The sequence below is a fragment of the Devosia sp. genome (assembly GCF_039927955.1).
In the GTDB taxonomy this organism is placed as follows: domain Bacteria; phylum Pseudomonadota; class Alphaproteobacteria; order Rhizobiales; family Devosiaceae; genus Devosia.
Genome location: NZ_JBDSUA010000002.1, coordinates 66780 through 79564 on the forward strand (window position 1 = coordinate 66780; position 12785 = coordinate 79564).

At 61.3% G+C, this 12785-nt stretch carries 13 protein-coding genes; 7 read left to right on the forward strand and 6 right to left on the reverse strand.

Annotated features, from left to right (window positions below; genetic code table 11):
- Positions 1-4: 4 nt before the first annotated feature.
- On the reverse strand, positions 5-937 hold the full coding sequence (locus ABIT12_RS00770) for a neutral zinc metallopeptidase (RefSeq protein ID WP_348044301.1): 933 nt from the start codon (positions 935-937) through the stop codon (positions 5-7).
- A gap of 237 nt (positions 938-1174) precedes the next feature.
- On the opposite strand from ABIT12_RS00770, the gene ABIT12_RS00775 reads away from it, so the two are divergent.
- Together ABIT12_RS00775 and ABIT12_RS00780 are read left to right on the forward strand one after the other, a co-directional pair.
- Positions 1175-3154: a bifunctional 2',3'-cyclic-nucleotide 2'-phosphodiesterase/3'-nucleotidase gene (locus ABIT12_RS00775; protein ID WP_348044303.1), complete on the forward strand. Its 1980-nt coding sequence runs from the start codon at positions 1175-1177 to the stop codon at positions 3152-3154.
- 58 nt (positions 3155-3212) lie between these two features.
- Entirely contained in the window at positions 3213-4199 is a 987-nt protein-coding gene (locus tag ABIT12_RS00780; RefSeq protein WP_348044305.1) for a ribonuclease T2 family protein, read from the forward strand.
- Here the strand turns inward: ABIT12_RS00780 and ABIT12_RS00785 are convergent, their stop codons facing one another.
- Together ABIT12_RS00785 and ABIT12_RS00790 are read right to left on the reverse strand one after the other, a co-directional pair.
- Positions 4200-4526 (reverse strand): hypothetical protein, encoded by a 327-nt coding sequence (locus ABIT12_RS00785; RefSeq protein WP_348044307.1) that lies wholly within the window; start codon positions 4524-4526, stop codon positions 4200-4202.
- Positions 4527-4604: 78 nt separating this feature from the next.
- A complete protein-coding gene (locus ABIT12_RS00790) occupies positions 4605-5048 on the reverse strand; it encodes a MarR family transcriptional regulator (RefSeq protein ID WP_348044309.1) in 444 nt (147 codons plus the stop codon).
- Positions 5049-5174: 126 nt separating this feature from the next.
- On the opposite strand from ABIT12_RS00790, the gene ABIT12_RS00795 reads away from it, so the two are divergent.
- The 3 genes from ABIT12_RS00795 to ABIT12_RS00805 all read left to right on the forward strand — a co-directional run bounded on the left by ABIT12_RS00795 (position 5175) and on the right by ABIT12_RS00805 (position 8389).
- Positions 5175-5624, forward strand: a complete 450-nt coding sequence (locus ABIT12_RS00795) for an organic hydroperoxide resistance protein (protein WP_348044311.1) — start codon at positions 5175-5177, stop codon at positions 5622-5624.
- A gap of 486 nt (positions 5625-6110) precedes the next feature.
- A complete protein-coding gene (locus ABIT12_RS00800) occupies positions 6111-6860 on the forward strand; it encodes an ABC transporter ATP-binding protein (RefSeq protein WP_348044313.1) in 750 nt (249 codons plus the stop codon).
- Positions 6857-8389, forward strand: a complete 1533-nt coding sequence (locus ABIT12_RS00805) for a permease (protein ID WP_348044315.1) — start codon at positions 6857-6859, stop codon at positions 8387-8389. Before ABIT12_RS00800 ends, ABIT12_RS00805 begins: the two co-directional genes overlap by 4 nt.
- Here the strand turns inward: ABIT12_RS00805 and ABIT12_RS00810 are convergent.
- The gene (locus ABIT12_RS00810) at positions 8386-9567 is read right to left on the reverse strand and encodes an MFS transporter (RefSeq protein ID WP_348044317.1); all 1182 of its coding nucleotides are present in this window, start codon (positions 9565-9567) and stop codon (positions 8386-8388) included. The two genes, ABIT12_RS00805 and ABIT12_RS00810, sit on opposite strands and share 4 nt — an antisense overlap.
- Positions 9568-9678: 111 nt before the next feature.
- On the opposite strand from ABIT12_RS00810, the gene ABIT12_RS00815 reads away from it, so the two are divergent.
- On the forward strand, positions 9679-10053 hold the full coding sequence (locus tag ABIT12_RS00815; protein WP_348044319.1) for a winged helix-turn-helix domain-containing protein: 375 nt from the start codon (positions 9679-9681) through the stop codon (positions 10051-10053).
- Positions 10054-10095: 42 nt separating this feature from the next.
- Positions 10096-10563 carry a GNAT family N-acetyltransferase gene (locus ABIT12_RS00820; RefSeq protein ID WP_348044321.1) on the forward strand — a complete coding sequence of 156 codons (468 nt, stop codon included), beginning with the start codon at positions 10096-10098 and terminating at the stop codon, positions 10561-10563.
- Positions 10564-10758: 195 nt separating this feature from the next.
- Here ABIT12_RS00820 and ABIT12_RS00825 read toward each other — a convergent pair whose 3' ends face one another.
- Together ABIT12_RS00825 and ABIT12_RS00830 are read right to left on the reverse strand one after the other, a co-directional pair.
- Positions 10759-11736 carry an aldo/keto reductase gene (locus ABIT12_RS00825; protein ID WP_348044323.1) on the reverse strand — a complete coding sequence of 326 codons (978 nt, stop codon included), beginning with the start codon at positions 11734-11736 and terminating at the stop codon, positions 10759-10761.
- 53 nt (positions 11737-11789) lie between these two features.
- Entirely contained in the window at positions 11790-12629 is an 840-nt protein-coding gene (locus tag ABIT12_RS00830) for an aldo/keto reductase (protein WP_348044325.1), read from the reverse strand.
- Between the last annotated feature and the right edge of the window lie 156 nt (positions 12630-12785).

The window sequence follows — 12785 nt, forward strand, 5'->3', positions numbered from 1 at the left end:
ACGTTTAGATCCCACCCGAGAAGGTATCGCAACTGGCCGGATTGCCGGACTTGTAGCCGGCCCGGAACCACTTCTGCCGCTGCTCGGACGTGCCGTGGGTAAAGCTGCGCGGCACCACCTGGCCCTGGAATTCCTTTTGCAGCGTGTCATCACCGATGGCATTGGCGGCGGTCATGGCTTCATCGAAGTCACCATTCTCCACCCAGCCTTCCTGCTTGGTGTAATTGGCCCAGATACCGCCATAGCAGTCTGCCTGCAGCTCCACACGCACCGAATAGGCATTGGCCTCATCCTGGCTCATGCTCTGGCGTTTGCGGTTGAACTCGGGCAGCACGCCGAGCAGATCCTGCACATGGTGGCCCACTTCGTGAGCCAGCACATAGCCCTGCGCAAAGTCGCCAGGGGCGCCGAACTGCTGGCGCAGCTGATCGTAAAACGCCAGATCGATATAAACCTTCTGGTCATCCGGGCAGTAGAACGGCCCGGTGCCAGCATCGGCTTCCCCGCAGGCGGTGCTGGTCTGGCCAGAAAACAGCACAATGACCGGCTTGGTATAGGTCTTGCCGATCGCCTTGAACTTTTCCGTCCACAGATCCTCGGTGTCCTTGACCACGACGCCAACAAAATGGCGCATATCGTCCTGATCGGCGCTGGAAACGCTCTGCGATGAACTGGGCGTCGAGCTGGATGAATTCATGCCATTGGTCAGAATCTCGATCGGATTCTGCCCGGTGGCGAACCAGATGATGCCCAGCACGATCACCACGCCAAGCAGGCCGAGCCCGCCCCCGCCTGATCGCCCGCCGCCACCCGTTGGAATCCGAAAGCCACCGCCCCCACGCCCGAACGGGCTGGAGCCGCCACCAAATCCACCGCCGGAGCTTTGGCCGCGCTGGTCATCGATATTTGAGCTTTCCTCGCGTCCGCGCCACTTCATGCCTTAGACTCCATCCCGGCTTGTGCCGTTATCAATACGCGCCGCCCACTGACCGGGCAAATCCCAAAATTTGACCAACTGGTCCAATTTGCCTAAAACTTGCCACGCCGTCGTCATCGCAGCGTCACCTGTCGGCGGCAAGACGTTAGCCAAATGCTAACGCTGAGCATAACCGGCCATGCCTGCTTCTGTTCCGTGATGCCCGTTTCAACCAATCGATTGTCTTGGAGAAATGCGATGAAATTTGACCCCGTGATTTCGCGCCGTGCCTTTCTGGCCGGCTCCGCGAGCATCAGCGCCATGGTGGCGCTGCACCCTTTTGCCACCGCCGCTGCCGCCAATCAGGCGCATCTGCGCATCATCGAGACGACCGACCTGCACGTCGCCGTATTCCCCTACGACTATTTCGCTGACGCCCCCAACGACACCATGGGCCTGGCGCGTACCGCCACCATCATCGATTCCATCCGCGCCGAGGCCGGCAATTCGATGCTGATCGATAATGGCGATATCATTCAGGGCAACCCGATGGGCGATTACGTCGCCTACGAAAAGGGCCTCGATGGCCATGTCCACCCGATGATCGCCGCGATGAACACGCTGGGCTATGATGCGGCAACGCTGGGCAACCACGAATTCAACTATGGCCTCGACTATCTCGACAAGGCGCTTGGCGGCGCCAATTTCCCCTTCGTCTCCGCCAATCTGGTGCGTGGCGAACTGGGCGCCGATCCACTGGCCGACAAGACCTATATCGACCCCTTCCGCATCGTGGAAAAGGAACTGGTTGATGGTGCCGGCGCCAAGACCAAGATCAAGATCGGCCTGATCGGCTTCCTGCCGCCACAGATCATGACCTGGGATTCGACCCATCTCGCGGGCAAGGTCAACACCCGCGATATCGTTGAAACCGCCAAGGCCTACATCCCCAAGATGAAGGAACAGGGCGCTGAACTGATCATCGCCCTGTCGCATTCCGGTATCGCGGCCGACCAGACCAGCGGTGCTGAAAATGCTTCGCTGCAACTGGCAGCGCTCGATGGCATCGACGTGGTCCTCACCGGCCACCAGCATCTGGTCTTCCCCAATTCCAAGGATTTTGCCAACGTCGCTGGCGCCGATCTGGAAAAGGGCACGCTCAACGGCAAGCCCGCCGTCATGGCCGGCTTCTGGGGCAGCCATATGGGGCTGATCGACCTGCTGCTCGAGCAGGACGCTGCCGGTAAATGGGCCATTGCCTCGCATACCTCCGAGGCCCGTCCGATCTTCGAGCGCGTCGAAGGCAAGGCCAAGGCCCTGGTCGCCGACGAGCCCAAGATCATCGCTGCAGCGCAGACCGATCACAACGAAACGCTGGAATATGTCCGCCGCCCGGTCGGCAAAACCTCGGCCCCGCTGCATTCCTATTTCGCGCTGGTCGCCGATGATCCGTCAGTGCAGATCGTCTCGCAGGCGCAGACCTGGTATATCGCGCAGATGATGAAGGGCACCGAATGGGAAGCCCTGCCGATCCTGTCGGCTGCTGCGCCCTTCAAGGCCGGTGGCCGTGGCGGTCCGGATTACTACACCGATGTGCCAGTCGGCCCGGTCGCCATCAAGAATGTGGCCGACCTTTACCTCTATCCCAACACCATTCAGGCCGTGGAAATCACCGGCGCCGATGTCAAGAACTGGCTCGAACGCTCGGCCGGGATTTTCAACCAGATCGACAAGGGCGCCAAGGATGCGACGCTGATCAATCTGGATTTCCCGTCCTACAATTTCGACGTTATCGACGGGGTGACCTACAAGATCGACCTCACGCAACCGTCGCGCTTTGCGGCCGATGGCAAATCCGAACCCAATCCAGAAGCCAGCCGCATTGTCGATCTCGCCTATAATGCCAAGCCGATCGATCCGGCGCAGAAGTTCATCGTCGCTTCCAACAACTATCGCGCTGGCGGCGGCGGCAATTTCCCCGGCATCGGTCCGGACAAGATCGTGTTCAAGGGCCCCGATACCAATCGCGACATCATCATCCGCTTCATCATCGAAAACGGCACCATCAATCCCAAGGCCGACAGCAACTGGTCGCTCGCCCCGATTGGCGATACCACGGTGCTGTTTGAAACCGGCCCCAAGGCCAAGGAGCATCTGGCGGATGTGACGGCGGTCAAGATCGAGGATACCGGCAAGACCAGCGAAGCCGGCTTCGGCATCTACCGGATTACGCTCTGATCCGGGCCATGCACTCAGACAGGAGGGTCAACTGGCCCTCCTGTTTTTCGGAGTATCTATGCGCCTGCCGTTGCTAGCTTTAATCACCGCGCTATTGCTGGTGCCTGCCCGGGCCGAAGTGCCGCTTACCGGCTACTTCACCGCTACCAGCGCGTGCCCGGCATTGCAGTCGATCAGCAAGCAGACCAATCCGGGCAATATCATCATCCGCCCCGGCACCGCCTATGACCTGCTGGCGGGCAATACCGCCACCCCCACTCATCTCTGGATCGTTATTCCCGGTGCCCGGCCCGACCGCCGCTGGGTCGCCGTCGATTGCGGCAACCGCGCGGCCGATGCCGAAGGCCAGATTGCCTCACCACCCCCGCCTGCCCCCGCTCAGACTTATCGCCGCACGCAATACATTCTGGCGGTCAACTGGCAGCCGGCGTTCTGCGAAACGATTCCCAACAAGGCCGAGTGTCGCTCGCAAACTCCCGACCGGTTCGATGCCACCCATTTCACCCTGCATGGCCTGTGGCCCCAGCCGCGCAGCAACGAATATTGCGGCGTTTCCGAAGCTGATCGCTGGTCTGATGAGAACGGCTACTGGCGCGACCTGCCCGAGGTCCGACTGAGCGCCGCCCGCCGCGCCGAACTCGACGAGGTCATGCCAGGCACACGCTCGCAGCTTGACCGGCACGAATGGCTTCGTCACGGCACCTGCTCTGGCAGTCCACAGGAAGAATACTATTCCAACGCACTCGACCTGATGCTGGCGCTCAATACCTCGGCGGTCGCCGAGCTGTTCGCCGCCAATATCGGTCGCAAGATCACGCTGCGTCAGGTGCGCGAAGCGTTCGACCGCGTCTTCGGTCCCGGCGCCGGCGACCGTGTGCGCATGCAATGTGAACCCGATGGCAATCGCCAGATCATCACCGAAATGACCATCGGCCTCACTGGCACGATCAATGGCCCAGACGATTTCGCTACACTGATCGCGGCTGCCAGCCCGACGGACGGCGGCTGCAGTTCTGGGATGGTCGATCCGGTCGGCCTGCGCTAGCTAAGCCGACTTGTCGAACCGAGTGCCCATGCTGGACGAAACGGTGCGGACAGCGCTGACGGTCTGCGCTTGCGAGATGGTGTTGTCGTTGCGATAACTGAGCGAACCGCCAAAGTTGACCGCGTCTTCCGTCTTGGCCTTCTTGGCATCGAGCTTGGTTTTTTCGGCTGCCGAGATCGTCGGGTCCGCTGCGGCGTTCAGCTGGTATGGACCCGAACGCGGATGGGCCGGATCGACATGGCGCTTGGCCATATCCACTTCGGTGCAGTTCTTGCACTGAAAGCCATTCACCGTCACCGGCTTTGGGTAATCCCCGCTGATCGCCATCTGCGCCTCACACCTGATCAGCAGTGTATTCGAGACGGATCAGCAAAGGGTTACAGGCCGGACAAAATTAATTTTGGCCTAGGTGCTGGCGTCCAATTGCGCCCGCAACTGGTGCAAACCCAGCCGCAACCGGTCGACAGCTGCTTGGTCTAGTCCCGTTGCCCCCGCGACTTGCAGGGGCACGGCCAGGGCCTTGGCACGCAGGCCGCGTCCCTCTGCTGTCAGTTTGATCCGCACCTGCCGCTCATCGTCCTCGTCGCGCTGCCGCTGCACCAGCCCACGGGCTTCCAGCCGCTTGATCAAGGGGGTGATCGTCCCCGAATCCAGAAATAGCTTTTTGCCCAGTGCCTTGACCGTCAGCCCGTCCTGCTCCCATAGCACCAGAAACACCAGATATTGCGGATAGGTGACGCCGATAGCCTCAAGCCGAGGCTTGTAAAACCGTGTAAATGCATGCTCGGCCGCATAAACGGCAAAGCACAGCATCGAATCCAGCCTCAGTCCGTTATCCGTCTGCGCCATCAGCCGCCCCGTTTCAACGCGGTTGCACCGCTTTCACAACGCAGTTCTACCACACTCAATTTCTATTGCACACAATTTAATTGTACGCTATTGAGTTGTCATCCAGTGAGAACCAAGGAGCTTCCGATGATCAAATCAGCCCTCTATACCGCCCACGCCCACACCACCGGCGGCCGTACCGGCGTCAGCCGCACCGATGATGGCCGCCTGGCTGTCAACCTTGATACGCCGAAGGAAATGGGCGGCAATGGCGGCGCGGGCACCAATCCGGAACAGCTGTTTGCCGCTGGTTACTCAGCTTGCTTTCTGGGCGCGCTGAAATCTGTTGCCCGCGCTGAAAAGGTCAAGATTCCTGACGATGCCCGCATCGATGCATCGGTGAGCTTTGGTGAAAATGCCCAGGGCATCGGCTTTGGCATCGCCGTTGAACTGGCCATCACCATTCCCGGCTTCGACCATGCGCAGGCCGAAGCGTTGGTGGAGAAAGCCCATCAGGTCTGCCCCTATTCCAACGCCACGCGTGGCAATATCGATGTAAAGCTGACGGTCAATTCGCCTGAAGCTGCCGCCGCTTAAGCGACCTTATCGAGCATAATCCCGGTGCCGGTGGCATTTGCCCCTGGCGCCGGCTGCGCATCGGGACTGGCTGCGCCCCATTGCGATAGCTCAGCGCTCCACCAAACTGCGCCGCATCCCCTTTTGCTCTGCGGCCTCGGCCTTGGCGGCGGTTGAAGCATTGGGATCTTTGGTTGAATCAGCGCCGAACGGCCCAGACCTGGCAGGGGCGGGATCGATGATTTTTTTGCCTGACTGACCTCGTCACAGTTGTGACACTGGTAGCCATTCACATTGACCGGACGGGGATAGTCGCTGCTGATCGCCATCATCTGCCTGACGCATTACTGGCATCCTGTTCGATAGGGCCTGGTGGAAGATTACAGCGCTTCCGAAAAATAATTTCGCCGCCGCGAAATGGCCGTCCCGACAATCTTAACACTGCCGATTCATGTCCCCTCAATGCCTGAGGTTTAGGCTCCGCGCCAATATCGTCCGGAGCCTGCCATGTCCGCCCCCGCCCTTGAAATCACCGGCCTCGTCAAGAAATTCGACCGCCAGGTGGTCAACGAGTTGAACCTGACTGTACGCGCCGGGGAATTTTACGCCCTGCTCGGTCCCAATGGCGCCGGCAAGACCACCATCCTGCGCATGGTCGCCGGGCTGTTGCAGCCCGATGCCGGCACCATCTCGGTGTTTGGTATCGACACTAAAACCGACCCACTGGCCGCCAAGCGCATTATCGCCTGGGTCTCCGATGAACCCATGGTCTATGACCGGCTGACCCCGCTCGAATATCTCGAATTCGTCGCCGGCCTCTGGCAGATCGACGCCAAAACCGCCGAAACCCGCTCACGCGACCTGCTCAACTGGCTCGGCCTTGCGCCCCATGCCAATGCACTCTGCGGCAGCTTTTCCAAGGGCATGCTGCAAAAGGTCGCCCTCGCCGGTGCGCTGGTCCACGACCCCAAGCTGATCATCCTTGATGAACCCCTGACCGGTCTCGACGCCGGCTCTGCCCGCCAGGTCAAGGACGTGCTGCTGGGCAAGGTGCGCGATGGCGTCACCGTGATCATGACCACCCATATTCTGGAAGTCGCCGAACGCATGGCCGAACGCATCGGCGTCATCGCCGGTGGCCGGCTGATCGCCGAAGGCACGCTGGCCGAATTGCGCACCCGCATTGGTCGCGAAACCAGCCTCGAGGAAATCTTCCTCGATCTGGTGCAGACCGATGCTGAAAGCGCCGCCGCATGACCGCCCAGCCGGCCTCGCTGCGCTGGTTCGCCGCCCATGAGATGAACCTGGCCTGGCGCGAATGGATCGCCATGATGACCGGCGGCCGCCGCCGGCGCGGCATCACCCTGATCATCATCCTCGGCATCGTCGCGACCGTGTTGCACCTGATCGCCTATAGCGTCATCGCCGCCTGGCTCAAAACCGGGGTTGGCCCGGACAAATCGCATCTGGTGCTGCTCACCGGTGGCGGACTGCTGTTCTGGTCGGTGATGCTGTCACAGGCCCTGGAATCCGTCACCCGCGTCTACTACGCCCGCGCCGATCTGGACCTGATCCTGTCCTCGCCGGCCTCGTCACGCCGGCTATTCGCCGTACGCACCGGCGCCGTGGCGCTTTCGACCATGCTGCTGTCCTGCCTGCTTGCCAGCCCGATGATCAACATTCTGGTGCTGCTCGACGGCCCAAAATGGCTCACCGCCTATGGAGTGCTTGCCGCCATCGGCGCACTCTCCGCCGCCATCGGCGTTGCGGTCACCATCACCCTGTTTCGCATTGTCGGCCCCAAGCGCACCCGCCTGATCGCCCAGATCATCGCCGCCATCGTCGGGGCTGGTTTCATCATCGGCATTCAGGCCGCCGCCATAGTCTATTACGGCAGCATCTCGCGCTTCACCCTGTTTGAATCCGCCGAAGTTATCGCCGCCGCGCCAGACCTTGCCAGCCCACTCTGGCTCCCTGCCCGCGCCGCCATGGGCGATTTCGGCGCACTTCTGATCGTCCTGCTGGTCGGCCTTGGCGCGCTATTTGGCGTCATTGCCGCGACCTCATCGAGTTATGGCCGCCACGCCATTTCCGCCGCCGGTGTCACCCATATCCGCACCGATCGCCGCCCCAGCGAGCGCAGTTTCCGCAGCGGCTCGCAAAAGCATGTGCTGCGGCTCAAGGAATGGAAATTGCTGCAGCGCGATCCGTGGCTGCTGTCGCAAACCCTGATGCAAATCCTCTATCTTGCCCCACCAGCACTGATGCTGTGGATCAATTACGGCGAGCACTCCGGCGCTTTCATCGTCGTGGTACCGGTGCTGGTCATGGCCGCGGGTCAACTCGCGGGCGGCCTTGCCTGGCTCGCCATTTCCGGCGAAGACGCACACGATCTGGTAGTCACCGCGCCGGTCTCGCCGCGCACAGTACTGACGGCAAAGATCGAGGCAGTGTTGACAATCATCGCCATCATCCTGGCGCCGCTGATTGTCCTGCTGGCCCTGTCCTCCGTCGAGATTGCAATCATCACCGCCATCTGCGCCATGCTGTCAGCCGGATCCGCCACCACCATCCAGCTCTGGTTCCGCGTCGTCGCCAAGCGCTCAATGTTCCGTCGCCGTCAGGTGGCGTCGCGCACCGCCACTCTCAGCGAAGCATTTGCCTCGATCATGTGGGCCGGAACCGGCGCCATCTGGGCTGCCGGTTCACCCATCGCATTTGGAACGGCAACCATCGCCATACTGGTGCTGGGTCTGGCCAAACTGCTCAGCCCCCGCCGCGCCTAGCCCAGCCGTGGTGCAGCGCGCGCCAGGACCGGCTCCGGATCGGTTGCCAGCAACACTGCCAGCCCGAGCAGCGGGAAGATTGCGCCCACCCAGCCCAGATCGGCGGGCGTGCCATGCTGCAACACCTGTCCGCCCACCACCGAGCCCAGCGCCACACCGAAATACAGTGCCGAGGCATTGAGCGACAGCACCAGCGGCGCATTGGTCGGCGCCAGCTTCAGAATGCGGCTGGCCTGCGCCGGCGGGAATGCCCAGGCGACGAGGCCCCACGCCACCATCAGCCCGACAAACACCGGTCCGGCAATCGTATGGTCCAGATGCGTCACGGCCGACATCAGCAGCGTCACGATCGATAGCAGGATCGATGCGCCGATCACCGTTGCCTTGGCCCCAAACCGGTCGGCCAACTGGCCACCCGCAATATTGCCCGCCGCCGCGCCCACACCAAAAGCCAGCAACACAGCGGGCAGCAATGCCTTGTCCAGCCCGATGGTGGTCACGGCCAGCGGCGCGAAATAGGTGAACACCGTAAAGCCGCCGATCATGTAGAGCATCATCGTCAGCAGCGCCGGACGCACGCCCGGCTGCACGAACACCGCCAACCGGTCACGCAGCGGCACGCGAACGCCCTTGAGCCCTGCAGGCAACATCGCGTAGATCGCCACAGCCGCAACCAGCGTCATGCCGCCCATGACGAAATATGTGCCGCGCCACGACGAGAAATGCGCCACCAGCCCGCCCAGCGGCGCGCCGAACGCCACCGCCAGCGTGGTGCCACCGACAATCACCGAGATCGCCCGCGCCCGATGCGCCGGCTCCGACATTGCGACGCCTGTTGCCTGCGCGGTCGCCGCGAACAGGCCCGATGCCAGCGCCATCAACACACGAGCCGCCATCAGCATCCCATAGTTGGCAGCAAAGCCGGCAATGATAGTGCCGCCGGCATAGACCAGCGCGGTCAGGGCCAGCACCCGGCGCCGGTCACTCGCCCCGGTCAGCGCCGCCAGAATGGGGGATCCAATGGCATAGGCCATGGCAAATGCCAGCACCAGATAACCGCCCTGCACCAGACTGACGCCAGTATCGGCAGCAATGTCGGGCAACAGGCTCGGCAGCGCGAAGGCCTCCGCGCCAATGGCAAAGGTGCCCAGCGCCAGCCAGATCAAACGGATATCCATGACATGATCCTTAGTTCAAAATTTATTGAACTACTGAACCTCGGAAGCGCCAATGTCAAGGTTTGTCCAAAAATTCTTGAACTATTATCATTTTGCGTCTATCTACCGCCCATGACCCTGTTGCCACACCCAGATCTCGACCAGATTACCCTGCCCAACGTGCTCGCCTCGCTCGGCGATGAAACACGTCTGGCGATTATCGGCTTTCTGGCGCGGCACGAGGACCTGGGCATGACCTGCAACCAGTTCTGCGGTCTGGCTTCCAAAACCAACCTCACCTACCATGTCGGCAAGTTGCGCGAAGCTGGCGTCGTGAACGTCAGGGCCGAAGGCACCCGCCGCCGCGTCAGCCTGCGTCGCGACGATCTCGACAGCCTGTTTCCTGGGTTTTTCGATACCGTCATCAACAACGCCCTGGCCATGCCGGTCGTCGCCAATTACGACGCCAGCATCTCCGACGACACCGCCGATTTGCCGGAGTTCTGACGAACCGGGCATAGTGGCGGCTGTCCAACCGAGTCGTACGCCATGTCCGATCTGATCTTCCGCGACGCCATTCCCGCCGATATCCCGATCATGCTCATCCTCAGCCACGCAGGAGACGCCCGCGGCAAGGAGACGCCGCCACTCGATCCTGCCAGCTTGACCGATCCGCGCTATCGCGCCGCCTTTGACGAAATCACCGCCGACTCAAACCATCGATTGATCATCGCCGAAAAAGACGGCGAGGTGATCGGCACCCTGCAGATCAGCATCGTGCCCGGGCTACCCCGCTTCGGCATGAAGCGCGCCATCCTCGAAAACGTCCACATCCGCGCTGACCAGCGCGGCACCGGCCACGGCTCCATCATGGTCCGCTGGGCCATCGAACAATGCCGCGCCGCCGGCTGCGGCATGGTCCAACTGACCTCCAACAAACTCCGAACCGACGCCCACCGCTTCTACCGCACGCTGGGTTTCGAACAGACCCATGAGGGATTCAAGCTGTTCCTTTAGAGCGCGACTTCAGCCACTAGACTCGATCCACCCTCGCCCCTTGAGGGAGAGGGAAGACTTTTCGCGTTCAGCGAAAAGTCAGGGTGAGGGGTTGTCGCCGCGAACTCTGGGCGAGCAAGACCCCCATACGCCCTTAGGGCACCCTCGGGTCACGCCCGACGGCAGGCTCTTCTCCCGCAAGGGAGAAGTAGGAGGCTAAAACCCCGCCACTTCATGCGGCACATACGGCGCTTCCAGCTCCGCCACATCCTCCGCACTCAGCGTCACGCCCAAAGCCGCCACGGCATCGGACAAATGCGCCGCCCTGGTCGCCCCGACGATCGGTGCACTGACTTCGGCCTTCTGCAGCACCCAGGCCAGCGCTACCTGCGCCCGCGGCACACCAAGTCTTCCCGCCACCGCAGCCACCGCCTCGACCACTTTTCGGTCTGCCGCCTCGGTCGCGGTGTACATCTTGGACAACACATTATCCGTCTCACCACGCGTGCTGGTCTCGGCCCAATCGCGGGTCAGTTTGCCACGCGCCAGCGGGCTCCATGGGATCACGCCAATGCCTTCGCTGGCACACAGCGGCAGCATTTCGCGCTCTTCCTCGCGATACATCAGGTTCAAGTGGTCCTGCATGGTCACGAACCGCGCCCAGCCATTGGCCTTCTGCAAGTACAGCGCCTTGGCGAACTGCCAGGCAAACATCGATGACGCGCCGATGTAGCGGGCCTTGCCGGCTCGCACCACGTCGTTCAGCGCCTCCAGCGTTTCCTCGATCGGCACCGCCGGGTCCCAACGATGGATCTGGTACAAATCGACGTAATCGGTGCCCAGCCGCTTCAGGCTATTGTCGATTTCCGCCAGGATCGCCCGCCGCGACAGTCCCGCGCCATTCGGCCCCGGCCGCATCCGCCCATGCACCTTGGTGGCAATCACCACCTCGTCGCGCCTGGCAAAATCCTTGAGCGCCCGCCCGACGATTTCCTCGCTGGTGCCTTCCGAATAGACATTGGCGGTATCGAAGAAATTGATCCCCGCTTCAAGCGCCTGCTGGATGAACGGTCGGCTGGTTGCTTCGTCCAGCGTCCATTCATGATTGCCTCGCTTGGCATCGCCATAGCTCATGCACCCAAGGCAAATGCGCGATACTTCCAGTCCGGTCGTTCCCAGTCGGCGATAGTCCATGATGGGCCTCAGATCAAAAAATGAAGGCCGGGCGGACCCGGCCTCGCTTGAATTTAGAACAGGAAATTGCCATCCACCGGCTTCGGCCCGATCTTGCCATTGGCATCATCGAGCTTCGCAAGCTGGGCAATATCGTCGGAGTCCAGCTTAAAGTTGAACATATCAAAATTTTCGACGATGCGGCTTTTGGTGACCGACTTGGGGATAACGATTCGGCCTTCGTCCAGATGCCAGCGGATAATCGCCTGCGCGGGGGTCTTGCCGTGCTTTTCAGCGACCCTGGTAATCACCGGATTGCTCAGCGCACTGCCTTGACCCAAGGGGCTCCAGCTTTCGATGATGATCTTGTGTTTCTGGTGAAATTCGACCTTGTCGCGCTGCTGATAGAATGGATGCAGCTCAATCTGGTTGACCACCGGCACCACGCCAGTCGCCTCGATAATTTCTTCGAGATGGTTCTGGTCAAAATTCGACACGCCGATCGATTTGATCCGCCCCGACTTCTGCAGTTCCACCAGCGTTTTCCAGGCCTCGACATAGTTGTTCTGCGCCGGCACCGGCCAGTGGATCAAAAACAGATCGAGCTGGTCGATCTTGAGCTTGTCCATGGTTTCGTCGAACGCTTTCAGCGCCTTGTCGCGCACATGCGAGCCATTGCGCAGCTTGCTGGTAATGTACAAATCCGCGCGGGCCACGCCGGCCTCCCGGATTGCATCGCCCACGCCCTGCTCATTGTCATAGCCTTCTGCGGTATCGATGGACCGATAGCCGGCGGCAATCGCCTCGCCGACCACGCGCTGGGTCACGTCGGGCGGCACCTGCCACACGCCAAAACCAAGCTGGGGAATGCTCGTGCCGTCATTGAGCGTCACTCGGGGTTGTTGAACCGCCATCATAGTCTCCTGAATTTGCAAATTGCCGGGATACCCGGACTTTACGGCCAAAGCCGAACTGTGTGCCGCGATCGTAACGGCAGTGTTGATCCAGACCTAGCATGGTCCGCGATCGGTTGCATCGTAAAACGACGATATAGAGCATGTTCGTCTCCG

Bases quoted from the DNA above. Each gene is read 5' to 3' on its own strand.
- ABIT12_RS00830 (WP_348044325.1), bottom strand. From the start codon at position 12,629: ATGGCGGTTCAACAACCCCGAGTGACGCTCAATGACGGCACGAGCATT.
- ABIT12_RS00790 (WP_348044309.1), bottom strand. From the start codon at position 5,048: ATGGCGCAGACGGATAACGGACTGAGGCTGGATTCGATGCTGTGCTTT.
- ABIT12_RS00785 (WP_348044307.1), bottom strand. From the start codon at position 4,526: ATGGCGATCAGCGGGGATTACCCAAAGCCGGTGACGGTGAATGGCTTT.
- ABIT12_RS00780 (WP_348044305.1), top strand. From the start codon at position 3,213: ATGCGCCTGCCGTTGCTAGCTTTAATCACCGCGCTATTGCTGGTGCCT.
- ABIT12_RS00775 (WP_348044303.1), top strand. From the start codon at position 1,175: ATGAAATTTGACCCCGTGATTTCGCGCCGTGCCTTTCTGGCCGGCTCC.
- ABIT12_RS00770 (WP_348044301.1), bottom strand. From the start codon at position 937: ATGAAGTGGCGCGGACGCGAGGAAAGCTCAAATATCGATGACCAGCGC.
- ABIT12_RS00815 (WP_348044319.1), top strand. From the start codon at position 9,679: ATGACCCTGTTGCCACACCCAGATCTCGACCAGATTACCCTGCCCAAC.
- ABIT12_RS00800 (WP_348044313.1), top strand. From the start codon at position 6,111: ATGTCCGCCCCCGCCCTTGAAATCACCGGCCTCGTCAAGAAATTCGAC.
- ABIT12_RS00825 (WP_348044323.1), bottom strand. From the start codon at position 11,736: ATGGACTATCGCCGACTGGGAACGACCGGACTGGAAGTATCGCGCATT.
- ABIT12_RS00820 (WP_348044321.1), top strand. From the start codon at position 10,096: ATGTCCGATCTGATCTTCCGCGACGCCATTCCCGCCGATATCCCGATC.
- ABIT12_RS00805 (WP_348044315.1), top strand. From the start codon at position 6,857: ATGACCGCCCAGCCGGCCTCGCTGCGCTGGTTCGCCGCCCATGAGATG.
- ABIT12_RS00810 (WP_348044317.1), bottom strand. From the start codon at position 9,567: ATGGATATCCGTTTGATCTGGCTGGCGCTGGGCACCTTTGCCATTGGC.
- ABIT12_RS00795 (WP_348044311.1), top strand. From the start codon at position 5,175: ATGATCAAATCAGCCCTCTATACCGCCCACGCCCACACCACCGGCGGC.